This window comes from Mesorhizobium sp. BHbdii, assembly GCF_053848045.1.
In genome coordinates this window covers 399,400-422,878 of the sequence record NZ_JBSPKX010000002.1, presented here as the reverse complement: position 1 = coordinate 422,878, position 23,479 = coordinate 399,400, and the positions used below count along the sequence as shown (strand labels likewise).

The 23,479-nt window shown below is 62.7% G+C and carries 28 protein-coding genes; 19 read left to right on the top strand and 9 right to left on the bottom strand.

Translation table 11 applies throughout. The features are described from left to right. The first annotated feature begins 3 nt into the window (after positions 1 to 3). From ACWTU8_RS14795 to ACWTU8_RS14780, 4 genes are read left to right on the top strand one after another with little or no spacing between them, the layout of a single operon-like run. Positions 4 to 1,458 carry an N-6 DNA methylase gene (locus tag ACWTU8_RS14795; RefSeq protein WP_455848738.1) on the top strand — a complete coding sequence of 485 codons (1,455 nt, stop codon included), beginning with the start codon at positions 4 to 6 and terminating at the stop codon, positions 1,456 to 1,458. Further along, positions 1,455 to 3,143: a restriction endonuclease subunit S gene (locus tag ACWTU8_RS14790; protein ID WP_455848737.1), complete on the top strand. Its 1,689-nt coding sequence runs from the start codon at positions 1,455 to 1,457 to the stop codon at positions 3,141 to 3,143. The genes ACWTU8_RS14795 and ACWTU8_RS14790 overlap by 4 nt, the downstream gene beginning before the upstream one ends. Then, positions 3,140 to 3,829 (top strand): hypothetical protein, encoded by a 690-nt coding sequence (locus ACWTU8_RS14785; protein ID WP_455848736.1) that lies wholly within the window; start codon positions 3,140 to 3,142, stop codon positions 3,827 to 3,829. The genes ACWTU8_RS14790 and ACWTU8_RS14785 overlap by 4 nt, the downstream gene beginning before the upstream one ends. Before the next feature lie 33 nt (positions 3,830 to 3,862). After that, a complete protein-coding gene (locus ACWTU8_RS14780; protein WP_455848735.1) occupies positions 3,863 to 5,353 on the top strand; it encodes a hypothetical protein in 1,491 nt (496 codons plus the stop codon). 12 nt (positions 5,354 to 5,365) lie between these two features. On the opposite strand, the gene ACWTU8_RS14775 is transcribed toward ACWTU8_RS14780, so the two are convergent. Continuing rightward, positions 5,366 to 6,256, bottom strand: coding sequence for a D-alanyl-D-alanine carboxypeptidase family protein (locus tag ACWTU8_RS14775; RefSeq protein ID WP_455848734.1), 891 nt, complete (start codon positions 6,254 to 6,256; stop codon positions 5,366 to 5,368). Positions 6,257 to 6,671: 415 nt separating this feature from the next. On the opposite strand from ACWTU8_RS14775, the gene ACWTU8_RS14770 reads away from it, so the two are divergent. Further along, on the top strand, positions 6,672 to 7,781 hold the full coding sequence (locus tag ACWTU8_RS14770; protein WP_455848733.1) for a hypothetical protein: 1,110 nt from the start codon (positions 6,672 to 6,674) through the stop codon (positions 7,779 to 7,781). 553 nt (positions 7,782 to 8,334) lie between these two features. Beyond that, positions 8,335 to 8,955 carry a nucleoside triphosphate hydrolase gene (locus ACWTU8_RS14765; RefSeq protein WP_455848732.1) on the top strand — a complete coding sequence of 207 codons (621 nt, stop codon included), beginning with the start codon at positions 8,335 to 8,337 and terminating at the stop codon, positions 8,953 to 8,955. Between the two features lie 49 nt (positions 8,956 to 9,004). Here ACWTU8_RS14765 and ACWTU8_RS14760 read toward each other — a convergent pair whose 3' ends face one another. From ACWTU8_RS14760 to ACWTU8_RS14745, 4 genes are all read right to left on the bottom strand, one after another. Next, on the bottom strand, positions 9,005 to 9,331 hold the full coding sequence (locus ACWTU8_RS14760) for a hypothetical protein (RefSeq protein ID WP_455848731.1): 327 nt from the start codon (positions 9,329 to 9,331) through the stop codon (positions 9,005 to 9,007). A gap of 138 nt (positions 9,332 to 9,469) precedes the next feature. Continuing rightward, on the bottom strand, positions 9,470 to 10,174 hold the full coding sequence (locus ACWTU8_RS14755; protein WP_455848730.1) for a glutathione S-transferase family protein: 705 nt from the start codon (positions 10,172 to 10,174) through the stop codon (positions 9,470 to 9,472). Between the two features lie 88 nt (positions 10,175 to 10,262). Further along, on the bottom strand, positions 10,263 to 11,471 hold the full coding sequence (locus ACWTU8_RS14750; RefSeq protein WP_287093136.1) for a beta-ketoacyl-[acyl-carrier-protein] synthase family protein: 1,209 nt from the start codon (positions 11,469 to 11,471) through the stop codon (positions 10,263 to 10,265). 4 nt (positions 11,472 to 11,475) lie between these two features. Continuing rightward, complete coding sequence (locus ACWTU8_RS14745; RefSeq protein WP_065011664.1) at positions 11,476 to 11,730, bottom strand: acyl carrier protein; 255 nt, start codon at positions 11,728 to 11,730, stop codon at positions 11,476 to 11,478. Between the two features lie 473 nt (positions 11,731 to 12,203). Between ACWTU8_RS14745 and ACWTU8_RS14740 the strand changes: the two genes are divergently transcribed. The 5 genes from ACWTU8_RS14740 to ACWTU8_RS14720 are packed head-to-tail and all read left to right on the top strand — an operon-like array spanning position 12,204 to position 14,599. Further along, positions 12,204 to 13,046, top strand: a complete 843-nt coding sequence (locus ACWTU8_RS14740; protein WP_455849063.1) for an urease accessory protein UreD — start codon at positions 12,204 to 12,206, stop codon at positions 13,044 to 13,046. 43 nt (positions 13,047 to 13,089) lie between these two features. Beyond that, positions 13,090 to 13,392 (top strand): urease subunit gamma, encoded by a 303-nt coding sequence (locus tag ACWTU8_RS14735; protein ID WP_023801505.1) that lies wholly within the window; start codon positions 13,090 to 13,092, stop codon positions 13,390 to 13,392. Positions 13,393 to 13,402: 10 nt separating this feature from the next. Next, the gene (locus tag ACWTU8_RS14730) at positions 13,403 to 13,660 is read left to right on the top strand and encodes a DUF1272 domain-containing protein (protein ID WP_287350644.1); all 258 of its coding nucleotides are present in this window, start codon (positions 13,403 to 13,405) and stop codon (positions 13,658 to 13,660) included. Positions 13,661 to 13,691: 31 nt separating this feature from the next. Next, entirely contained in the window at positions 13,692 to 14,285 is a 594-nt protein-coding gene (locus tag ACWTU8_RS14725; protein WP_455849062.1) for a HupE/UreJ family protein, read from the top strand. Between the two features lie 8 nt (positions 14,286 to 14,293). Continuing rightward, positions 14,294 to 14,599, top strand: coding sequence for an urease subunit beta (locus ACWTU8_RS14720; protein WP_065011660.1), 306 nt, complete (start codon positions 14,294 to 14,296; stop codon positions 14,597 to 14,599). A gap of 26 nt (positions 14,600 to 14,625) precedes the next feature. Here ACWTU8_RS14720 and ACWTU8_RS14715 read toward each other — a convergent pair whose 3' ends face one another. Beyond that, the gene (locus ACWTU8_RS14715) at positions 14,626 to 15,120 is read right to left on the bottom strand and encodes a hypothetical protein (RefSeq protein ID WP_455848729.1); all 495 of its coding nucleotides are present in this window, start codon (positions 15,118 to 15,120) and stop codon (positions 14,626 to 14,628) included. A 126-nt stretch (positions 15,121 to 15,246) separates the two neighbouring features. After that, positions 15,247 to 15,630 carry a hypothetical protein gene (locus ACWTU8_RS14710; protein WP_127207942.1) on the bottom strand — a complete coding sequence of 128 codons (384 nt, stop codon included), beginning with the start codon at positions 15,628 to 15,630 and terminating at the stop codon, positions 15,247 to 15,249. Positions 15,631 to 15,806: 176 nt separating this feature from the next. On the opposite strand from ACWTU8_RS14710, the gene ureC reads away from it, so the two are divergent. From ureC to ACWTU8_RS14675, 7 genes are all read left to right on the top strand, one after another. Further along, positions 15,807 to 17,519, top strand: a complete 1,713-nt coding sequence (gene ureC, locus ACWTU8_RS14705) for an urease subunit alpha (protein ID WP_455848728.1) — start codon at positions 15,807 to 15,809, stop codon at positions 17,517 to 17,519. 281 nt (positions 17,520 to 17,800) lie between these two features. Beyond that, positions 17,801 to 18,379: an urease accessory protein UreE gene (gene ureE, locus ACWTU8_RS14700; RefSeq protein WP_455848727.1), complete on the top strand. Its 579-nt coding sequence runs from the start codon at positions 17,801 to 17,803 to the stop codon at positions 18,377 to 18,379. Beyond that, complete coding sequence (locus tag ACWTU8_RS14695) at positions 18,372 to 19,043, top strand: urease accessory protein UreF (protein WP_455848726.1); 672 nt, start codon at positions 18,372 to 18,374, stop codon at positions 19,041 to 19,043. The genes ureE and ACWTU8_RS14695 overlap by 8 nt, the downstream gene beginning before the upstream one ends. Then, a complete protein-coding gene (locus tag ACWTU8_RS14690) occupies positions 19,040 to 19,501 on the top strand; it encodes a hypothetical protein (protein ID WP_455848725.1) in 462 nt (153 codons plus the stop codon). The genes ACWTU8_RS14695 and ACWTU8_RS14690 overlap by 4 nt, the downstream gene beginning before the upstream one ends. Further along, positions 19,498 to 19,938, top strand: a complete 441-nt coding sequence (locus ACWTU8_RS14685) for a DUF3995 domain-containing protein (RefSeq protein WP_455848724.1) — start codon at positions 19,498 to 19,500, stop codon at positions 19,936 to 19,938. The genes ACWTU8_RS14690 and ACWTU8_RS14685 overlap by 4 nt, the downstream gene beginning before the upstream one ends. Then, entirely contained in the window at positions 19,935 to 20,576 is a 642-nt protein-coding gene (gene ureG / locus ACWTU8_RS14680) for an urease accessory protein UreG (protein WP_455848723.1), read from the top strand. The genes ACWTU8_RS14685 and ureG overlap by 4 nt, the downstream gene beginning before the upstream one ends. 85 nt (positions 20,577 to 20,661) lie before the next feature. After that, complete coding sequence (locus ACWTU8_RS14675; RefSeq protein ID WP_029347185.1) at positions 20,662 to 21,429, top strand: class II aldolase and adducin N-terminal domain-containing protein; 768 nt, start codon at positions 20,662 to 20,664, stop codon at positions 21,427 to 21,429. Between the two features lie 3 nt (positions 21,430 to 21,432). Here ACWTU8_RS14675 and ACWTU8_RS14670 read toward each other — a convergent pair whose 3' ends face one another. Then, the gene (locus tag ACWTU8_RS14670; RefSeq protein WP_455848722.1) at positions 21,433 to 22,065 is read right to left on the bottom strand and encodes an HAD family hydrolase; all 633 of its coding nucleotides are present in this window, start codon (positions 22,063 to 22,065) and stop codon (positions 21,433 to 21,435) included. A gap of 244 nt (positions 22,066 to 22,309) precedes the next feature. On the opposite strand from ACWTU8_RS14670, the gene ACWTU8_RS14665 reads away from it, so the two are divergent. Further along, positions 22,310 to 23,266 carry a sugar-binding transcriptional regulator gene (locus ACWTU8_RS14665; protein WP_455848721.1) on the top strand — a complete coding sequence of 319 codons (957 nt, stop codon included), beginning with the start codon at positions 22,310 to 22,312 and terminating at the stop codon, positions 23,264 to 23,266. 21 nt (positions 23,267 to 23,287) lie between these two features. Here ACWTU8_RS14665 and ACWTU8_RS14660 read toward each other — a convergent pair whose 3' ends face one another. Further along, on the bottom strand, positions 23,288 to 23,473 hold the full coding sequence (locus ACWTU8_RS14660) for a hypothetical protein (RefSeq protein WP_455848720.1): 186 nt from the start codon (positions 23,471 to 23,473) through the stop codon (positions 23,288 to 23,290). Positions 23,474 to 23,479: the final 6 nt, after the last annotated feature.

Below are 23,479 nucleotides of genomic sequence, written 5' to 3'. Positions count from 1 at the left end.
CCAATGATTGTCCGCACCACTGTCAAATCGATTCAGGACATTATGCGCCAGGACGTCGGCGTCGATGGCGACGCGCAGCGCATCAGCCAATTGTGTTGGATGTTCTTCCTCAAGATCATCGACGATCAGGATCAGGAACTCGAACTGACCAAAGAGGGCTACCACTCGCCGATCCCGGAAGAACTCCAGTGGCGCAACTGGGCGGCTGACCCGGAAGGCGTCACCGGGCAAGCCATGCTCGATTTTATCAACGACGAACTGTTCCCTGCATTGAAAGGGTTGCAGCTCACTGGAAAACCGGGCGACCGGCGCCGCGTGGTGCGCGACGTGTTCGAGGATGCCTACAACTACATGAAATCCGGACACCTCATCCGGCAGGTCGTAAACAAGATCAACGAGGTTGATTTCAACAATCTCGATGAACGGCGTCACTTTGGCGAATTCTACGAGCAGTTGCTTAATGATCTTCAATCGGCAGGCAATGCCGGCGAATACTATACGCCGCGCGCCGTGACCGCCTTCATGGTTGATCGCATTGACCCGCGCCCAGGAGAAACCCTGTTCGATCCCGCTTGCGGCACGGGTGGCTTTCTCACCTGCGCCATTCGTCACATGGAGAAAGCCTACGTCCGCACGCCCGCGCAGCGTGAGACTATGCAGGGCGCACTTCGCGCGGTGGAGAAGAAGCAGCTTCCGCACATGCTCTGCGTCACCAACATGCTGCTGCACGGCGTTGAGGACCCGAGCTTTGTACGCCATGACAACACGCTCGCTCGCCCGCTGATTTCATGGGGCAAGGAGGAGCGGGTGGACATCGTTCTCACCAATCCGCCGTTCGGCGGGCGTGAGGAAGACGGCACCGAGAACAATTTCCCGACCTTCCGCACCAAGGAAACGGCCGACCTGTTCCTCGCCCTGATCGTGCGCCTCTTGAAACCGGCCGGACGCGCCGCCGTGGTGCTGCCCGACGGCACGCTGTTCGGCGAGGGCGTGAAGACGCGGCTGAAGGAACATTTGATGGAGGAGTGCAACCTCCATACCATCGTCCGCCTGCCCAATTCCGTGTTCAAGCCCTATGCCTCGATCGGCACGAATCTGCTGTTCTTCGAAAAAGGCACGCCGACCAGGGACATCTGGTTCTACGAGCACCGCGTGCCTGAAGGCCAGAAAGCCTATTCGATGACCAAGCCGATCCGGTTGGAGCATTTTCAAGGCTGCATCGACTGGTGGGGCGGAAAGGAACGCAGGGGCCGCGTCGGGACGCCGCAGGCGTGGCGCGTGACCGCCGAGGAGGTAAAGGCTCGCGGCTACAATCTTGGCATCAAGAACCCGCACACGATAGCCGACAATCACGGCGACCCGGAAATACTGCTGGCCGAGCTTGCCGCAGCGGAGGCCGAGACTGCGAGCTTGCGCGGTCAGTTGAAGGCGATTCTCGCCGAGGCGCTCGCCCGATGAACGCGGGACGACTGCTGAAGCATTATGAACGGATCGCCGACGCGCCCGACGCAATCGCTCGGCTGCGCCGCTTCATTCTCGATCTGGCAGTGCGCGGCAAGCTCGTTCCGCAGGATGCGAGTGACGAGCCTGCATCGGAACTGCTAAAGCGGATCGCGAAAGAAAAAGCGCGGCAGGTGAAGGCGCGAGAGAGGAGAGCGGATAAGCCGCTTCCACCCGTTAATGGCGACGCCGTTTTTGATGTGCCGCGGAATTGGCAATGGACGCGCCTCGGCGTCATCACCTCTTACATTCAACGGGGGAAGTCGCCCAAGTACGCCACTTCCGACGGCTCGCTCGTGATATCGCAAAAGTGCGTCCAATGGACTGGTCTCGACCTAACAGTTGCAAAGCTAGTCACTGTGGAATCGCTAACCGATTACGAGCCCGTTCGATTTCTTCGCGAAGGCGATTTACTTTGGAACTCGACCGGAACCGGTACCATTGGCCGAGTGATTCGGCTGGTCCAGCTTCCCCAAAAGCTCGTCTGCGATAGCCACGTCACCGTCGTTCGATGCCTGGAAGTCGATCCCGAATACGTCCGTACCTGGCTTCGATCCGATCATGTTTATGGACAGGTGGAGGACCGTGCAGCGGGCTCGACAAATCAGGTCGAACTAACCGCGCAAATGGCAATCAATCAGATCGTCCCCCTCCCACCGCTTGCCGAGCAGCGCCGGATCATCGCCAAGGTCGATGAGTTGATGGGCCTATGTGACCGGCTGGCGGCAGCGCGGGCAAGCCGCGAGGCGGCGCGCGACCGGCTGGCGGCGGCGAGCCTCGCCCGCCTCAACGCGCACGATCCCAGGACCTTCCAGGACGCCCGTTTCGCCCTCGACGCGCTGGCGGCGCTCACCACGCGCCCCGACCAGATCAAGGCCCTGCGCCAGACCATCCGCAACCTAGCCGTGCGCGGCAAGCTCGTGCCGCAAGACCCAAACGACGAACCGGCGTCGGATCTGCTGAAGCGGATCGAGAAAGACAAGGCCGAGCGGGCGACTTCCGCGCGTGACCGCCGCGCTACAAAGATCAGGCAATTGGTTGGCGATGAACTACCATTCCCTCACCCGTCGAATTGGGTGTGGGCTTCGTTTGGAGACATAACAATTTCGCGCGATGGCGAACGTGTTCCTTTATCGCGAGAGGAGCGCGAGCAGCGGGCGAAGGTCTACGATTACTATGGCGCCTCTGGCGTAATCGACAAGATCGACGGCTACCTATTCGACAAGCCGCTGCTGTTAATCGGAGAGGACGGTGCCAACCTCATCAACCGCTCGACTCCGATCGCGTTCATCGCGCATGGAAAATACTGGGTAAACAACCACGCTCACGTTCTTGATGGCCTTTCCGAGCGGTTCTTGCGTTATGTGGAGCTGTTCATCAATGCGATTGACCTGAAACCCTATGTGACCGGCACGGCGCAGCCGAAGATGAATCAGGCGAAGATGAACAGCATCCCGGTCGCCCTCCCACCCCTTGCCGAACAACACCGCATCGTTGCCAAAGTCGGTTCGCTGATGACACTCTGCGACCAGCTGGAGGCGGGCCTCACCGCCACCGCCGCCACCCGCCGCCGCCTGCTCGACGCGCTTCTCGCCGAGGCGCTCGCGCCGGGCGAGGGCCGCGAACGGGAGGCGGCAGAATGAGCCGCGTCCTGGAAAGGCGCGTGGTGGAGCGCCTCGATCCCGAGAAGGTGGCTTACTGGTATTTCCGCTTGAACGGCTTCTTGCAGGTCGAGAACTTCATCGTTCACCCAGAAAGGCGCGGCGGCCAGCGAACGGACGCCGATTTGCTGGCAGTTCGATTTCCGTTTCGTGCCGAGCGCTTATTCGATGATCCAAATGACGTCATGGCCGACGATGTGCAGCAGCTCGCGCTATCCGGCGATCTGATCGACGTTGTCATCGCAGAGGTAAAAACAAACCAGCTTTGCAGCTTGAACGGCCCATGGACGCGGCAAGATCGACAGAACGTCCATCGCGTGCTGGCAGCCATCGGGTGCCTTCCACCTGATCGTATCGAACCGGCGGCGGCGAACATCTATAGGGCAGGCTTCCACAGCAGCGATAGCCCGTTTCGCATCCGCTTGGTGGCGGTGGGGCGCGACCGAAGCGAGGACCTCGCTGCGGCATATCCCGAGGTGACGCAGCTGATCTGGGCAGAAATGCTGGCATTTATCTGGGATCGGTTTCAACGCTATCGACAGCAGAAGAAGCAGGTGGATCAGTGGGACTCCGAGGGCCGCAAGATCAAGCGGCTGGCCGATCGGTCCAACGATGCGGCGGATTTCATCGGACACGCCTTGCACCTCATGGGGGTGCGCAATGGTTAACCGAAGCAAAGGGTACCGGCCGGAGGCGGCGGAATGACTCTCACGGTTGCAGAAGCCGAGGCGGTGCTCCGGTCACGGCTTGGCGAGCCTGCCAAGCCGCCCACCGACTATGTGGTCGGTTTCACGACGCCATCCGGTAAGGTGCTTGCCGTTCATCGGGAGGCCGCCGAGACGCGGATCTGGTTCCAGCCGCCTGCGCCTCCGAACCTCAACGGGGTGAGCCTGTTGAGCAGCGCCTCGAATGGAAATTCGAACATAAGCGGGCCGCTTCTGCCGCTCCGGTCGCCGACAACGCTGCGTGTGGAGGTGGACAGTCGCGGCGCTCTGAACAGGTTTCTCGACTGGTATGCCGGCTCCATGACAGTGGTCCGGGCTACGAACCTCGCTGACGGCGTCGATCCACACGCTTTTCGTGACGCATTCGCGCGTTTCCAGCGCCTCATGACGGCAAAATCCGGCCATCCCTTTATGAATTTCCAGGAAGGGCTCGCTGCCGTTTGGGAAAGCTATAAGCCGCGCTTGCGAGACTACGCGCTCGGATTGCTTCGCGACGGGGAGTGGTCCGAAGCCGATATCGGTTCGGGAGCCATCCTGACCCGCATAATCGAGGCGATCGAAATTCAGGACAGCCGAAGCAATCTGACCAACAATCTCGTATTCTGGCAGAACCGTTACGGCCATTCTAACCGCGATCACCGGGCCTTGTTGGAGGGGGCATCGAACCCGAAGCTGCGCCGCGAGATCGAGGGCCTGCTGTTCGGCCTCTTTCGCGGCCGCACCGACGAAGGCGCGACCTTCGACCGGCTGAGCGAACTGACGGGCGGCAAGTATCCGCTCCTCGCCTACATCTATTTTCTCAAGGACATGGATCGGTTCATGCCGATCCAGCCGACCGGGTTCGACCGCGCCTTCCGTGCGCTCGGCATCGACTTCTTGACCCTACGCCAATGCAATTGGGAGAATTATTCGACCTACAATCGGACGCTCACCGCGTTGCGACCGCTCATCGAAGCGTCCACCGGCCTGAAGAATGTTCGCCTTGTCGACGCACATTCATTCTGCTGGATTTTCTCGACGCTTCTGAAACTGGAGTCGGAAGGCTCGATTGCAAAAGCGGCGGGCGACAAGGACGAGGGCCGCATCCTTGGCGGGCGCGAGAAATCCATCATCGCGATGCGCCTTTCGGTCGAGAACACGGTCAAGACTGCGAACGGCCAAATCGTTCAGAAAATCCAGAAGAACAAAGAACTTCGGATGAGTACCTCCGAACTGGAAAAGCTCATCGCGAACTTATTGGACATTCAAGAGAACCGATGTGCGCTCACCGGCATTCCCTTTCAGTTTCTTGGGCCAGAGGCGGACAAGAACCTGTTGCCATCACTTGATCGCATTGACAGCTCCGGTCACTACGAATTGGGCAATCTCCAAGTGGTCTGCCAATTCATCAATTTTTGGAAGGGCGATGCCGACAACACTGAGTTCCAACGATTGCTGATGATCGTGAGAGGGATCGAGGCCGAATAATAACCACACCCCTCACTGCTCCCCGGCATACAGCAACCTTGTCGTCGCGTTCGCCGCCATTGGCGACAGGTTGCGCTGGATCAGCGCCTCGACGTGGTCGTTGCGCTGGCGCGCGCTGTCGGCCCCCATCACCACGAGGATCAGCCGGCGGCCGTCGGCATCGTAGGAGGTGACGATGTTGAAGCCTGAGGCTCTGATGTAACCGGTCTTGATGCCGTTGACGCCGCGGACGCGGCCGAGCATGTCGTTGTGGCCGCGCACCAGCCTGCCGCGGAACATGAAGTCGCTTTCCGAAAAATAGTGGAAATGCTGCGGGAAGCGGGCGCGCAACGCCATGCCGAGCACCCCCATGTCGCGCGCGGTCGTCTGCTGGGCGACGTCCGGCAGGCCCGAAGCGTTGCGGAAGACGGTGCTGCGCATGCCGATCTGGCGCGCTTTGGCCGTCATCATCGCGGCGAACGCCGCTTCGCTGCCGCCGAGATATTCGGCGACGGCGACCGCCACGTCATTGGCCGATTTGACGGTAATCGCCCGGATCGCCGATTCGACGTCGATCGTCTCGCCGCGCCTGAAGCGCAGCTTGGTCGGCGGCTGCCTGGCGGCGTTGTCCGACACCGGGATCAGCGTCGTCTTGCTGATGCGGCCCTGCTCCAGCGCCTCGAACAGCAGGTAGAGCGTCATCATCTTGGTCAGCGACGCCGGATAGCGCGGCGCCGTTGAGTTCGCCTCGAACAGCGTCTTGCCGGTGCTGGCATCGATGACGATAGCCGCATATTTCTGCGCCGGCGCCGGCACCGCCAGCATCGTTTCAGTCGGCGTCGTCGCGCAGCCGGCGACCAGCACCAGCAGCGCAAACGCCGCGAGAAATCTTGAGATGAGCTGGAAGAGGCGCGGTCTGGACACTGTTCTGGAGGTAAGCCGTTGCTGAAACGAGTGGGAAACTAGCGTAACCCAATGGCGCCGTCTATTTCGTTAACACCGGTCTTCAGGGCAATCGCTTCAGGTTTGAATGCCCCCCGGCGCTGGCGCCGCCCCTCACCTGCCTGCCGGCATCCTCTCCCCGTAGAACGGGGAGAGGGGCGCTGTCATCGACGGTTTCGCCAATCACCGGCGTTCGCAAGAAGGGCGCCGGCATTGCGGCCAGCCCCTTTCTCCCCGTTTACGGGGAGAAATGCCTGGCAGGGCAATGAGGGGCAGCGCCGACGATCGACAATTGAGCTCCACATGGAGTTCCGGCCTGACGTGAAATACCTGGACTGCGCTTGCGCAACCGGCGCCGAGCGGGTTTGCTGGCGCCGGCAGAATCAGCAGGTGCGCCATGGATACGCTCACGATCAAGGCAAAAGGCATTTCGGTAACGGTCGATCTCACCGTCGGCCATCTCGCCGATATGACGGTCGATATCGACGGGCGCCGGCTAAAACCGCTGCATCGCGCACCGTGGATCGACGAGCCGCGCGAGACGCTGCCGCAAGACCTGCCGGCCGGCACCGTTCGCCTGTCCGGCGATTTTCTCTGCGCGCCGTTTTCGCGCAGCGATGTCGAGGAAGCACCCCTGCATGGCTGGCCGGCCAACAGCCCCTGGGATGTCGTCGCCTCCGAGGCGACTGCCGACGGCTGGCGGGCCGTTTTCAGGCTGCAGCACAAGGTCATGGGCGCGACGGTCGACAAGATCCTGACCCTGCGCGACGATCATCCCTTTCTCTACCAGGAACATGTCTTTTCCGGTGGTTCGGGCGCGATTTCCGTCGCCCATCATCCGATGATGGTGATGAAGGACGGCGGCAAGCTCGCTTTTTCGCCGAAGCGATTTGCGGCAACGCCGGACGACCCGCTCGAGCCTGATCCGGCCCGCGGCCGTTTCCACTTTGCCTATCCCGCGCGTTCCGCCGACCTGACGCGTTTTCCCGCCGCCGATGGCGGCACGCTCGACCTGACCGACTATCGCATGGACCAGAGCCGAGAGGATTTCGTCACGCTGGTCGAGGCCGACCATGGCGGGCCGGGCTGGACCGCACTGGCGCGAAAGGCGGAAGCCGATCTCGTTGTGGTGCTGAAGAACCCGGCCGAACTGCCGGTCACCATGCTGTGGGTCAGCAATGGCGGGCGCGACTACGCGCCGTGGAGCGGCCGCCATCGCGGCGTGCTCGGCATCGAGGACGGCCGCACCGCGCTCGGCCATGCCGCGTCACTGGGTGACAACTGGCTGAAGCGGGAAGGGGTGGTGACCGCCTTTGCTCTTGGCGAAGGCCGCAACGTCTCGTTCCGCCACGTCATCGGCGCCTTGCCTCAAGAAGCCGGCGGCGAGCCGCCGCGCGACATCGCCATCGCGCAGGGGCATATGCGCATTGCGGCTGCCGACGGTACGACGCGGAACGTCGCTTTCGACGGCGATTTCCTGCGGATTGGCAGGTCGGTCCCAGCTTGAGCGCTCGCCTCCCCACCTTCGTCATCCCAGGGCGGAGCAGGAGCGAAGCGACGTCGCGGAAGGGATCCATGCCGTGACATCAGCCGAGGAATGCGGCGGAACAGAATAAAAGCGCTCTGTAGCGATCCTTCGCGCCCCCCTCTGTCCTGCCCTCTTTGCCAAAACTTGGCATCTCCCCACTTGGGGGGAGATCGGCAGCTTCGCGGACAAAGTCCTTTTTGCAAGGCTGGTAGTTGGCGAAATCAGTGATGAAGACCAATCTCCCTCCTTGTGGGGGAGATGCCGAGTCCTTGGCAAAGAGGGCAGGACAGAGGGGGCGCTGTCCGCGATCAAAGGTTCTGCACCGCTGCGGCGCCCTGATGTCATGGCATGGATCCAGGGGTCTGCGCCGCGTCGCTTCGCTCCTTGCTCCGCCCCAGGATGACGAAGGGAGGATCGTTTCGGCCAATCTCGAACTTTGCGATCTGCCAACGGGCAACGCCAATCCCAGATTTGAAATTCCCGCGAATTATCGCCAAGATGCGATCCAAAACACCCGGCCAGAAAGGCTCCGATGTCCGAGATTGCCCACCTCGCCGCCACCATCTTCAAGCGCGCTGGCAAGGCGCAGCGTTTTGTCGTTGCCATCGCCGGTCCTCCGGGCGCCGGCAAGTCGACGATTTCGGCCCGCCTGCATGAGCTGCTGCCGGAAGGCGCGGCCGAAATCGTGCCGATGGATGGCTTCCATTACGACGATATCGTGCTCGAGCAGCGCGGCCTGCGCGCGCGAAAGGGCGCTCCGGAGACCTTTGACTTTGCCGGCTTCGAAACCTTGCTGAAGCGCATCCGCGCGGCCGAGCCCGACATCGCCATTCCGGTGTTCGACCGCAGCATGGAGCTGTCGCGCGCCGCTGCTTCGATCATCGCCGCCGACACCAAGTTCATCCTGGTCGAAGGCAATTATCTCTTGCTTGACGAGGAACCCTGGTCGCGGCTGGCGCCGCTGTTCGATTTCTCGATCTTCGTCGACGTGTCGCGCGCCGAACTCGAGCGTCGGCTGCTTGAGCGATGGCATGAGCATGGCCGCTCCGACGAGGATGCCCGCGCCTGGATCGCCTCCAACGACATGCCCAACATCGACCGCGTGCTTGCCCGCCGCCGCCCCGCCGATCTGGTGATCGCCATTCAAGCCTGATTCGCAGGACTGCCGGCGCCTGGAACCTTAGGACATTCCGGCCGTTATGTCAGATACGGCAATGATGCTGACATGAGGAAAACTGTCCCATGGCAACTCCGATGGCAACCAAGGCAAGAAAGCCTGCGCCCGGCAAGGGCAGGGCAACTCGTTCAAAGGCAACTGAAGCAAAGGCCACTGAATCGAAGACGGGCGCTGGCCCGGCGGTCGCCGCCCGCTCCAAGGATGCGGCAAAGCCCAGTTTTGGCAAGGCAGCACCGAAGAAAGTGACACCGACCGCAGCCAAGGCCACGGCAAAACCCGCCAAGCCGAGGAAATCGGCAAGCGGCAGCTCGATGGCGGACAGCGCAATGCGCACGGTCAAAACGACGGCCAATGTCGCAGCCGGTGCGGTTGTCGCCACCGCCAAGAGCGCTGCATCCCTTGCTGCTTCCGTCATGGGCAAGGGCGGCTCAAAATCCAAAGCCAAGACAAAATAGGCCCAGCCGCTTCTCGGCGCCTGCGGCCTGTTGAGCTAGCTCCTGGCGGGGATACTAAGACCCTTTTGCACCGCCGGCCGGGCAAGGCCGCGTTCCAGCCATGCCGCGACATTGCGAAAGTCGTCGAAGCCGACAAGTTCCCTTGCCTCGTAAAAACCGATCAGATTGCGCACCCAGCCCAGCATCGAGATATCGGCGATGGTGTAGTCGTCGTCCATGATCCAGCTGCGGCCCTTCAGCCTCGTCTCGAGCACACCGATCAGCCGCCGCGATTCGTCGCGATAGCGCGCCAGCGGCCGCTTGTCGGCGATTTCGCGTCCGGCGAATTTGTGGAAGAAGCCGACCTGCCCGAAGATCGGCCCGATCGAGGCCATCTGGAAGAACACCCACTGGATCGTTTCGTAACGCCGCGCCGGGTCGGCCGGGATCAGCCTGCCGGTCTTGTCGGTGAGATAGAGCAGGATGGCGCCGGATTCGAACAGCCCGATCGGCTTGCCGCCCGGGCCGTCCGGATCGATCATCGCCGGGATCTTGCCGTTGGGGTTCAGCGACAGGAATTCCGGCGTCCAGCTTTCTTTCTTGCCGATGTTCACCGCATGCGCCTCGTATGGCAGGCCGAGTTCCTCCAGCGCGATCGACACCTTCACACCGTTCGGGGTCGGGAACGAATAGAGCTGGATGCGGTCGGGATGGCTGGCCGGCCAGCGCGTGGCGATCGGAAAGGCGGACAGGTCGGTCATCGAAACTCCTGGGCGGGATTTTTCGCGCGCAAGCGCGCGGTCGCGGCGAGTGGCAACAAGTCTCGCCGTATCTGGGAACCGGTTGCGGTCAGACCGCCTTGAACGCCAGCACCGCATTGGTGCCGCCGAAGGCGAAGCCGTTGCTGATCGCCGCGCGCACCTTGCGCTCGCGCGCCACATTCGGCGTGATGTCGAGATCGCAATCGGCGTCGGTTTCGCGAAAATTGGCCGTCGGCGGCACGATGCCTTCGCGGATCGCCATCACGCAGGCGATCAGCTCCAGCGCGCCCGACGCGCCGAGGCAGTGGGCGTGCATCGATTTGGTCGAGGAGATCGAAAGCCTTGAGGCATGATCGCCGAAGACGCGCTTGATCGCCGCCGTCTCGATCTGGTCGTTGGCCTTGGTGCCGGTGCCATGCGCATTGATATAGTCGATGTCTTCCGGGTTCAGCCTGGCATCGACGAGGCAGAAGCGCATCGCCGCCTCCGGCCCTTCGATGGTCGGCGCGACGATGTCTGACGCATCGCCCGAAAGGCCGGCGCCGGCAATTTCGGCCAGAATCGTGGCGCCGCGCGCCATGGCATGCTCGTAGGTTTCCAGCACAACCATGCCGGCGCCTTCGCCGAGCACCAGGCCCTGGCGATCAGCCGAAAACGGCCGGCAGGTGTCGGGTGCCAGCACCCGCAGCGCCTCCCAGCCTTTCAGGATGCCCCAGACCAGTGGCGCATCGGTGCCGCCGGCGAGCATGATATCGGCGCGGCCGAGCCTGATCTGGTCGACAGCCGAGGCAATGGCGTGGTTGGACGAGGAGCAGGCCGAGGTGATGCCGAAGACCGGTCCGCGCAGGCCGAGATTCATGCTGACATGGCCCGCCGCGGCACCCGGCATCACTTTCGGCACGGTGAAGATGCCGGCGCGATTCTTGCCTTCGAGCAGGATGGCGCGATAGCTCTCTTCAATCGCCTCCCAGCCGCAGACGCCGACGCCGACGATGGCGCCCATCCGGTAGGTGTTGGCTGCGTGCGAGGTCAAGCCAGCCTGTTGCGCGGCTTCCCGCGCGGCGATCGTCGCCAGCAGGCTGAAGCGATCCATCGACACGACCTGCTTGCGGTCGATACCGTGATCGGGAAGCGTCTTGATTTCGCAGCCGACCCTGACTTTCAGGTCATGCAGCTCCGAATTGACGATCGGGCCGATGGCCGAGCGGCCGTCGCGCATCTCGCCCCAGATTGCGGGCGCATTGGTGCCGAGCCCGCATATGCCGCCGATGCCGGTAATGACGACGCGCTTGTGCATTCAGTCAGGCTTTATTCGCGATCAGCGCGCGAACCGCCTCGACCATGTCGCCGACGTTCTTCAGGTTGCTCCAGGCATCGACCGTGTTCATCTCGATCTCGATGCCATACTGTTCCTCGAGATCGAAGATGATCTCCGTCAGTTCCAGCGAATGGATGCCAAGTGAGGTCAGTTCGGTGCTGGTGGTGATTTCTTCGCCACCCGGCTCGGCATGAGCTTTGATCTTCGCGATGATGTCCGTTGCCAGCTGGTCAGCCATTCGGTTCCTTCCCCAACCTTGTCGTTTCTCGACGCCGACTGATCAGCGCCTCTTTATTCCCCAGGTTCAGATCGTCACCGTCGCCTTTTATCCCGCCAGGCGCTGTGTGACCGTACCAAGACGGCTCCTCTATAGAAACCGAAACGTTGTCAAGCAACAAGCTATATGTCGACAAAGCCGGCGGTGTGGTCTGGATTTGAGGTTCCTACGACTTTGATGGCACCAGCGGTTAGGAACCTCAAATCCAAACCACACCAGAATCCAATAAGTTGCCAGCGCATGACCCCGGAAACCGGAATCGGTTTCCGGAAAGGATCATGCGCCAACTGGAAAGTGCTGGAGCGTCCTTTGCGCGTCCAAGGGGACGCGCGGCGCTCCAGTATGGCTTTGAATCCGAAATTCGTTCATTACGCTGCTCCAAAGTGATGCGAATTTCGGATTCAAACCATATGAGTGTGGTTATCGTTGGCGCCATGGATATGATCGAACGTGGCCTGACCTTTGTCCCGCCTGCCCAGCGCGTCGCCGGAACGGCGCAGCTTGCTTGTGACAGGAATGGCGGCCGCACGCGTCTTCGGCGGCTTTATCAGGATGGTTCCGCCAAAATCCGCATGCCGGCCGTCTCGGCCGATCCGCTCGAAGCCGTCCTGATCAACACCGCCGGCGGGCTGACCGGCGGCGACCGCCTCGGCTGGGAGGTCGATGTCGGCGCCGGCGCCTCCGCCACCATAACCACCCAGGCCTGCGAGAAGGTTTACCGCGCCGCGTCCGATCGTGCCGAGGTGCGGGTGAAGCTGACAGTCGGCGCTGGCGGCCGCATCGGCTGGCTGCCGCAGGAAACCATCGTCTTTGATCGATCGGCCTTTGCCCGCAGGCTCGACCTGGAGCTTGCCGCCGGTGCCGAGGCGCTGGTGCTCGAGGCGACCGTCTTCGGCCGCCTCGCCATGGGCGAACGCGCGGCGCACGGCAATTTCCATGACCGCTGGCGCGTCAGCCAGGACGGAGCGCTTGTTCATGCCGAGGATTTCCGCATCGGGCCCGGCATTGCGGCCATTCTGGGCCGTTCCGCCGTGGCCGGCCGCGCCATCGCCATGGCGACGGTGCTGATGATCTCGCCGCGTGTGGAGGCTTTGCTCGATCCGGCCCGGGACATCATCGGCGGCCAGGGCGATGCCAGCGTCTGGAGCGTGAAGAAATCTGGCAAGCTTCTTGCGAGGGTGTTTGCCGAGGACAGCTACCAGCTCCGCAAGCGGCTGGTTCCGCTCGTCGAATTGCTCAACGGACGGGCGGGTCTGCCCAAATTATGGTCACTCTGATTCCGATTATGTCATTGCAATCTACGCCATCTTAGGGAAACGCATGAACCTGACGCCAAGGGAAAAGGACAAGCTGCTCATCGCCATGGCGGCGATTGTGGCGCGCAAGCGGCTCGAACGCGGCGTCAAGCTCAATCACCCGGAGGCGATCGCGCTGATCACCGACTTCGTCGTCGAGGGCGCCCGCGACGGCCGCCAGGTCGCCGAGCTGATGGAGGCCGGCGCCCATGTCGTCACCCGCGCGCAGGTGATGGAGGGCATCGCCGAGATGATCCACGACGTCCAGGTCGAGGCGACGTTTCCCGACGGCACCAAGCTGGTGACCGTGCATGAACCGATAAGGTGAGGAGAGGAAAATGCTTGAACTGCGCCCCAACTGCGAATGCTGCGACAAGGACCTGCCGCCTGAGGCGACGGATGCGCTGATCTGCACCTTCGAGTGTACCTTCTGCGCCGATTGCGCGGTGAACGTGCTGGGCGGCGTCTGCCCGAATTGCGGCGGCAATTTTTCAGCGCGCCCGATCCGGCCGGCGGCGATGCTGAAGAAACATCCCGCCTCGACAAAGCGCGTCCTCAAGGCCGAAGGCTGCGGCCCGGCCCGCAAGGCCGCGTGACGGCACGATCCTGATAACGGAAGGCATATTGATGGTTCCCGCAACGATCAAACGCACGTCGCTCTCGGCGATCCTGCTTTTCGCCGCCGCAATGCCCGCCCATGCTCATGTCGGCATCGGCACGACCGCGTCCTTGTCAGCCGGCTTCATGCATCCGCTCTCCGGGCTCGACCACATGGCGGTCATGATCGCGGTCGGGTTGTGGGCGGCGCTCAAGGGCGGCAAGGCGGTTGTCGCCTGGCCGCTCGCCTTCATCGGCGTCATGCTGGCGGGCGGCGCGTTCGGCATGCTGCAGGTGCCGGTGCCGTTCGTCGAGCCGGGCATACTGGCGTCCGTCGTGGCGCTGGGACTGCTGGTCGCGCTCGCGATCGATCTTCCGGTCTCGGCCGGCGTCGCCATCATCGGCCTGTTCGCGCTGTTCCACGGTCACGCCCATGGCACCGAGGTGCCTGAAAACGCCGGCGGGCTCGGCTATATGGCCGGCTTTGCTGTCGCCACCGCGCTGCTCCATGCCGCCGGCCTCGCTGCCGGTCTTGGCCTCGGCATCAGATTCCCGGGCCTTGCCCGCGCCGCTGGCGGCGCCTCAGCTGCCGTCGGTGCCGGCCTCGCCTTCGGCGTCTTGTGAGGCTGGCGATGATCCCGGGCGAAATCATCACGGCAGGCGGCGAGATCGAACTCAACAAGGGCCAGCCGACGGTCACCATGAAAGTGGCCAACAGCGGCGACCGGCCGATCCAGGTCGGCAGCCACTATCACTTCTTCGAGACCAATGAGGGGCTGAAATTCGATCGCGACAAGGCGCGCGGCATGCGCCTCGACATCGCCGCCGGCACGGCGATGCGCTTCGAGCCCGGCCAGGAGCGCGACGTCACGTTGGTGCCGCTCGGCGGCAAGCGGGAGGTCTACGGGTTCCAGCAGAAGATCATGGGCGCGCTGTGAGATCGAAGGCGTCGAGCAGTTTCGGCTCAGCTGGGCGGCTTGGCCGCCGCGTAGATGACGACCGTTCCAGGATCATCGAATTCCACGGCGAGAACGTCTTCGGTCTGCACGCGTCGAGAGTCGATGGCGTTGAACAGCAATGCGTTCGCCTCGATCTCCTCGCGCAGTTCCGCAATGTCGTCCTGATGCTGCTCGACCTTGCTTTCTATCGCCGGCGGCAGACCGCCTTCCGTGCGCGCTGCGTCGGTGAGGAACACGATATCGACTTTGTCAAGCTTGGATGTCTTGCGCACCGTACCGATGTTTTCACGCGTCCTGTCGATCGCAGTGGCGACTTTGCCGGCCTCCACAGTCGTGTTGGTCTCTTCCTGGCCGACCTCCGACCCGATGATCTTGTTGACCGTATCCGGGCCTTCCAGACCCTGTGCATTCAGCGCGGCCTGGGGAACGCTCGCCGCGAGAAAGGCAGTTGCGGCAACCATATGGAGCCATCTGGTGTCGGGGGAGGTGCTGATCGCCATCGCTCGCTCTCAGAGCCTCTTTCGAGACTCGCTTTTACGCCAAAAAGTCGAAACGTATTCTGCCCTGCGAAGGTTCCCTCCCCGATGCGGCAGGCCGGCCTTGTGCCGGCCCGCCACAGCGTATCGTCAGCTCGCTTTCTTGGTGATCAAGGTCAGCGCGCCATTGGTGTCCATGCTGGCGGCGATCACTTGCGCCGAGGTGAGTCCTTTGGCTTCGAGCGCGGATTTGACTTGCGGGGTCGCGTCGATCGAGCTGCGCAATTTCTGCAGGCCGTCCTCGCCGCGCTTGGCGATCACTTCGTTGACCTTCGTCTGCGTTTCCTTGGGCAGTTCCTCGATGTCGACGACGTTCACGGTCTGAATCGCCGGCGCTTCCGGCTGAGCGCCGGGCGCCGCGGGAGCGGGCGAAGCCGGCGGCTCGCCGGGTTGCGGCGCAGGCTGTTGCTGGGCGCTGGCAGCGGTCGCGAGCAGGAGGGTGGCGGCGGCTGCGAGACTTATCGTTTTGCGCATGGATCTTCCTTTCCATCGATTGGCGAACGGTCGTGTTGGGGTGACCCGGCCACCTCAAACGTTAAATGGGATCGGAAGGTGTCGCTCAGCGGGTCATTACGTGACCATAGGATGGCGACAATGTGCGGCCGGGCTTCGACCGGCTGTATTGGGACGTATTTCGGGAGCAATTGCTGATGGCTAGAATCACCCGCGCCGCCTATGCGCAGATGTACGGCCCGACCGTCGGCGACAAGGTGCGGCTCGCCGATACCGAACTGTTCATCGAGGTCGAAAAGGATTTCACCCTTCATGGCGAAGAGGTGAAATTCGGCGGCGGCAAGGTCATCCGCGACGGCATGAGCCAGAGCCAGGTGTCCCGCGCCCAAGGCGCGGTCGACACTGTCATCACCAATGCACTGGTCGTCGATGCGTCAGACGGCATCTTCAAGGCCGATATCGGCCTCAAGGACGGACGCATCGCCGCGGTCGGTAAGGCCGGCAATCCGGACATGCAAAACGGCGTCACCATCATCATCGGCCCCGGAACCGAGATCATCGCCGGCGAAGGCAAGATCCTCACCGCCGGCGGCTTCGACGCGCATATCCACTTCATCTGCCCGCAGCAGATCGAGGAGGCGCTGATGTCAGGCATCACCACCATGCTCGGCGGCGGCACCGGACCGGCGCATGGCACGCTGGCGACGACCTGCACGCCTGGGCCGTGGCATCTGGCGCGCATGATTCAATCCTTCGACGCCTTCCCAATGAACATCGGCCTGTCGGGCAAGGGCAACGCGTCCTTGCCGGCCGCGCTTGAAGAGATGGTTCTGGGCGGTGCCTGCTCGCTGAAGTTGCACGAGGACTGGGGCACGACGCCCGCGGCAATCGACTGCTGCCTGTCGGTCGCCGACGACTACGACGTCCAGGTGATGATCCACACCGACACGCTGAACGAATCCGGCTTTGTCGAAAACACGGTGGCGGCGATCAAGGGCCGCACCATCCACGCCTTCCACGCCGAAGGCGCCGGCGGCGGCCATGCGCCCGATATCATCAAGGTTTGCGGCCTGCCCAACGTCATCCCGTCCTCGACCAATCCGACCCGGCCCTACACCGTCAACACGCTGGCCGAGCATCTCGACATGCTGATGGTCTGCCATCATCTGTCGCCGTCGATCCCCGAAGACATCGCCTTTGCCGAAAGCCGCATCCGCAAGGAGACCATCGCCGCCGAAGACATTTTGCACGACATCGGCGCCTTCTCGATCATCTCGTCGGACAGCCAGGCCATGGGCCGCGTCGGCGAAGTGGCGATCCGCACCTGGCAGACCGCCGACAAGATGAAGCGCCAGCGCGGTTCGCTGCCGCAGGAGACCGGCGACAACGACAATTTCCGCGTCCGCCGCTACATCGCCAAATACACGATCAACCCGGCCGTCGCGCACGGCCTGTCGAACGAGATCGGCTCGGTGGCGGTCGGCAAGCGCGCCGACCTGGTGCTGTGGAACCCTGCCTTTTTCGGCGTCAAGCCGGATATGGTGCTGATCGGCGGCATGATCGCCGCCGCCCCGATGGGCGATCCCAACGCCTCGATCCCGACACCGCAGCCGATGCACTACCGGCCGATGTTCGGCGCCTATGGCAAGGCGATGACCAATTCGTCGGTGACCTTCGTTTCCAGGGCGGCGCTCGATGCCGGCCTGCGCGGCCGGCTCGGCGTCGACAAGCAGATGGTCGCCGTCGAGAACACCCGCGGCGGCATCGGCAAGCATTCGATGGTGCTCAACGACGCCACCCCGCATGTCGAGGTCGATCCCGAAACCTATGAGGTGCGCGCCGACGGCGAATTGCTCACCTGCGAACCGGCCACCGTGCTGCCGATGGCGCAGAGGTACTTTTTGTTCTGATCCATCGGCGCTATAGCTGACGCAGAACATGCCGCGCCGGGCGCTAATGAACCAGCAACTCCCTTACGCCCACGACATCTTCCCTCACATCCGCATCGTCATGGGCATGGTGATCGGCCTCGGCGTCACGCGTCATCCCGCGGCTCTTCGACACGATCGTTTGACCACAGCGGGTCCTTTCGGACGCGCAAAGGACGCTGTAGAAACTTGAATTCGGGGCATGCGCCGGCATTAGGCCGATGTTCGGGATGGTCTAGGCTTTTTGGAAAGGCAGTTTTTACATGAAGCTCGACATCCGCACAGATTTCACCAAATTCCCGCGTGCCGTCTCGGTGCTCGCCGCCGGCGAGGCGGGACCGGTCACCCCATATGATCGTGCCGTGCTGGCCCATGACGAGCGGCATCTGCGCCGCCGCGCCATCGAAACGGCCCGTAGCGACAAGGTGCTGGTCGACCTGCCCGAGCCGGTTGCCTTGAACGATGGCGACCGGCTGGTGCTGGAGGATGGCCGCCAAATCGAGATCATTGCGGCCGAGGAACCGCTCTACGATATCCGTGCCGTAAGCCCGGTTCATCTCACCGAACTCGCTTGGCATATCGGCAACCGCCATCTTGCCGCCGCCATAGAGGCGGAACGAATCCTGATCCTGCGCGATCACGTCATCAAGGCGATGCTGGAAGGGCTGGGTGCGACCGTGAGCGACGTTTCCGAGCCGTTCAAGCCGGTGCGCGGCGCCTATTCCGGGCATGGCGGCCATGGCCATGCTCATGCCGAGGCGCATGCGCACAGCCATGCTGAAGCGCATTCCCACGCCCATGGCGAGTCGCATTCCCACAGCCACTCGCACGACCATGACTGACCAGCCTTCCAACCTTTCTTTGTTGCGGCTGATGGCCTGGCTGTCGCCTGCATTCCCGGTCGGCAGTTTTTCCTACAGCCATGGTCTCGAGCAAGCCGTGCATGCCGGGCTGGTTGCCAATAGCAAAGACCTTGCCGCATGGCTGGAGACGCTGGTCGAGATGGGCTCGGGCTGGAACGATGCCGTGCTGTTTGCCGAAAGCTGGCGGCGCGCCCGCCAGGCTGGCGATCTCGCCGAAATCGCTGCACTCGCCGAGGCTTTGGCCGGCTCGCGCGAGCGCCATGCCGAGACCATGCTGCAGGGTGCCGCCTTCCTGAAGGCGGCATCGGCCTGGCCGTGTCAGGTGCCGGACCGTCTGCCGGCCGAGTGCGCCTATTGCGTCGCCGTCGGCGCCGTTTCTGGCGGCAACGCCATTGCCCTGCAAGACGCGCTAGCCGCCTTCCTGCAGACTTTCTTCTCCAACCTCGTCCAGGCCGCGATCCGGCTCGGCGTCGTCGGCCAGACCGGCGCCACCGCGCTGCTCGCCGGCTTCGAACCGCTGGCGCTTGGCGTCGCCGCCCGTGCTGCCGGCTCGACGCTGGATGATCTCGGCGGCTGCGCGTTCGTCTCGGACGTCATGGCGATGAAGCACGAGACGCAATATTCGCGGCTGTTCCGGTCATGAGCCTTAGTGCAAACAGGCTCTGCCTCATCAAGACATTTAACGGCATTCGTCTGTCGCCCATCAGCGTGGTCGGGCACTCGATCGGATCGACAATCAACATCGGCTTCGGTGCGACAACGCCGCACCGCTATGCAAAACGCCTAAGCGGCAAGCGTCGAGTTGGCCATTTCAGACGTGCAGAATGGGATCTCTTTCTTGCCTCCGCCTGTTGGGAGCTACGCAAAACCAACGGTTACTGTCTGCGTTGGTCTGACAATCCGCGCCGGATTGCCAAGGAAATCGAACTGTCGGTCGGCAAGACGGTCATCAGCGTGTCGCTGCGCGGATTGCGGAAACAGGCGGAAATTCGGTTTGCCAATGGCGAGACACTGCGGTTCTGGCCTGACCGCGACGAAGATGGTGGAGGTTGGAATTTGAACATTGGCAAACGCCATCTGTCTGCTGCAGGCCGCTCATGATCGTCCTCGCTTTCGCCCTCTCGCTGGTCCTGCTGCTGATCACCGCACTGCATGTCTATTGGGGTATTGGCGGGATCTGGCCGGGCAGGGACGCTGCCTCCTGCGCCCGCGCGGTGGTCGGCTTCCGTGGCGTCGACGAAATGCCAGCGCCGTTCGCCAGCCTTGCCGTTGCTGCCTGTCTCGGCCTGGCGACTCTGTGGCCGATGGCACTCGAAGGCGTGTTTGCCACGCCCTTTCCCAAGGCTGGGCTCGCCGCGACAGCGCTGCTCATCGCGCTGGTTTTCCTGGCGCGCGGCATTGCCGGCTTTACACCGTGGTGGCGCCGGCTGGCGCCCGAACAGCCTTTCGCCCGGCTCGATGTCAGCTATTATTCGCCGCTGTGCCTTTTGATCGGGCTCGGCTTCGCCGTCCTTGCCATCACGGAGTTCGCTAGATGACACAAGCCAATGGTCCTCTTCGCATCGGCATCGGCGGCCCCGTCGGCTCCGGCAAGACGACGCTCACCGAAAAGCTCTGCAAGGCGCTGCGCGACGAGTTCTCCATCGCCGTGGTCACCAACGATATCTATACCAAGGAAGATGCCATGATGCTGGCCCGGCTTCAGGCGCTGCCCGAGGATCGCATCATGGGCGTCGAAACCGGCGGCTGCCCGCACACCGCCATCCGCGAGGACGCTTCGATCAATCTGCAGGCGATCGCCGAGATGACAAAAAAATTCCCGGATCTCGATATCGTCTTCATCGAATCGGGCGGCGACAATCTTGCCGCCACGTTTTCCCCCGACCTCGCTGATCTGACGCTCTACGTCATCTCCGTCTGCCAAGGCGAGGAAATCCCGCGTAAGGGCGGGCCGGCGATCACCCGGTCCGATTTCCTGGTCATCAACAAGAGCGATCTCGCCCCTTATGTGAACGTCGACCTCGACGTCATGGAGAGCGATGCCGCCCGCATGCGCGGCAAGCGGCCGTTCGGCTTCACCGATCTGTCGCGCGGCAAGGGGCTGCAGGAAGTGATCGATTTCATAATCGAGCATGGCGGGCTGCGCGTCGGTGCCGCCAGAAGCACTGCGGCGTGAGGCAAAGCGCTCGTCTGCACCAAACGAAACCGGTTGCGCGCATCCGCGGCGCGCGGCATCCTTGTTTCTTTCACGGAGGTTTTCGATGAGCATCGCCCGCTTGCAGAAGGAAATGCTGACCAACCTGCCCTTCTACGAGGAGCGCGTCGATCTGGCTTGCGCCTTCCGCTGGACCGCGCGGCTCAACATGCATGAAGCCGTGGCCAATCATTTCTCGCTGGCCGTCAACGATGACGGCTCGCAGTTCCTGATGAATCCCAACCAGGTGCATTTCTCACGCATCAAGGCGAGCGACCTGCTGCTGATCGACGCCAACGATCCCGATACGCTCTCCGGCCCGAATGCACCCGACCCGACGGCATGGGGCCTGCATGGCGCCATCCATCGTAATGTGCGTCATGCGCGCTGCGTCATGCATGTGCACTCGATCCACGCCACGGTGCTCGCTTCGCTCGCCGACTCGACGTTGCCGCCGATCGACCAGAACTCGGCGATCTTCTTCAACCGTCACGTCGTCGATGGCCATTATGGCGGGCTCGCCTTCGAGGAAGAGGGCGAACGCTGCTCACAGCTGCTTACCGATCCGAAGGTCAAGGTAATGGTCATGGGCAACCATGGCGTGCTGGTCATCGGCGATAGCGTCGCCGACACCTTCAACCGCATGTTCTATTTCGAACGCGCCGCCGAGACCTACATCAAGGCGCTGTGGACCGGCCGACCGCTGCGGGTCCTGTCGGACGAAATCGCGGAGAAGGCAGCAACGGAGCAGGAAGATTATCCCGGCCAGGCCGAGCGGCACCTTTCCGAACTGAAGGCGATCCTCGACGAGCAGGAGCCGGTTTACCGGAACTGATGCCTAAAGGCCCAGCTCAGCCCGCAACTCGTCGGCGCTGTTGATGACGATCGCGCCGGGCGGCCCTTCCATAGGCACTTCCGGCCAGAAGATCGTCCTCATCCCCGCCGCCAATCCCGCCGTGACGCCGGTCACGCTGTCGTCGACGGCCACGGCATCGGCCGGATCGACATCGGCCAGCCATGCGGCGCGCAGGAACGGCTCGGCATGCGGCTTGCCTTCGCGCACGTCGTTGCGGCTGACCGTCTTCATGCCGGGATAGAAAAGACCGACCATGCGCAGATTGGCGTCGACGACCAGCCGGTCGGAATTGGACACCACCGCTTGCGCCACGCCAAGCGCGCGCAGCTCGTTGAAGATCTCGATCGCGCCGGGGCGCGGCTTCAGCGTCTCGGCCATCGGCAAATAGTGGTCGTATTTACGCACGATCCAGTCATCGAAGGGCAGGTCGAGCCCGAACTCGTCGCGCAGCATTTCGTAGACCGGCCATGCGGCAATGCCGAGCACCCGCTCATGCAGGTCGGGCGGCGCGGCGATGCCGACGCTGTGCAGCGCCGCAATCAGCGCCGCCTCGTGCAATGGCTCGCTGTCGACCAGCGTGCCGTCCATGTCCCAGAAAACCGCTTTCGGCGTCATGCGAGGCTCCTTTGTCCGAATCCCTTAAAGGGTTTGCGTCGGGAGATAAACCGCCGCGCCTGACTGCACCAAAATTGCGGCACTTCAAAAATTGCTCGCCTAAATTCATCCACTCGAAACAGCACAGGTAAATCGAGTGGTCACCTAAGCAATTGCTCTGCCGATAGGCAATTGCGCACAAGCTCATTCCCCCGTAAAAGTAAGGCGCTCCCATCTCGATGCTCGGGGGCAGGGAGGCAGCAAGTTGAATTCCCGGCAGGACAGCGGAAGCAACAGACTGGACGAAGCGGCGCGCGCCGGCTGGCTCTATTATGTCGCAGGTAACACGCAAGACCAGATCGCCTCGACGCTCGGCATCTCACGACAGACGGCGCAGCGGCTGGTGTCGCTGGCGGTGTCGGAAGGGCTTATCAAGGTCCGTGTCGACCACCCCATCGCCAATTGCCTCGACCTCGCGGCCCGGCTGAAATCGCGCTTCGCGCTCGATCTGGTCGAGGTGGTGCCGAGCGATCCCGCTTCCTCCTCCACCATCGGCGTCGCCGTGGCGGCGGCTGCCGAAATCGAAAGACGGTTGCGCTCGCCGACGCCGATCGTCATGGCGATCGGCACCGGCCGCACGCTGAAGGCGGCGATCGAGCAGCTGCCGCCGATGGAATGTCCGCAGCACAAGGTGGTGTCGCTGACTGGTAACATCTCGCCCGACGGTTCGGCCGCTTTCTACAACGTCATCTTCACCATGGCCGACAGGGTCAAGGCGCGCTCCTTCCCAATGCCGTTGCCGGTCATCGCCTCCTCGCCGGAGGAGCGCGAGATGCTGCTCAGCCAACCGATGATCCAACCGACGCTGGCACTTGCCGCGGAGGCCGACGTCACCTTCGTCGGCATCGGCGATCTCGGCCCCAAGGCGCCGCTTTACGAGGACGGCTTCATTTCGGAAAGTGAACTGAGGGCGCTGCAAAAAGCGGGCGGCGTCGCTGAGATCGTCGGCTGGGTGTTCGATCGCGAAGGCCGGATGATCGAGGGCATCACTAATGACAGAGTGTCCTCGGCATCTTTGCCGTCGCGTGAAAAATCGCTGGTGATCGCGCTCGCCATGGGCGAGCGGAAACTGCCGGGCATCCTTGCGGCTGTAAACCGGCGGCTGGTCAACGGTCTCATCACCGACGAGCGGACCGCCGCCGCCTTGCTGGCCACCAGCTGATTTGCGATAAGTCCAGCAAGGCTATTTGCGCCGGCCGCAAGGATCGTTGCCGTCAAGAAAACCCATGTCGCGCTGTAGATGCGGCGGCAATTCCCTGATGTCGAGATAGGCCCGTTTCCTGGGTCCGTGCCGTGCCAATCCCCGCGCCAGCCGCAAAAACCAGTCTCGGCCTGGCGTCAGAAATAGCTTTTCCTGTACCGTGGTCATGATCGT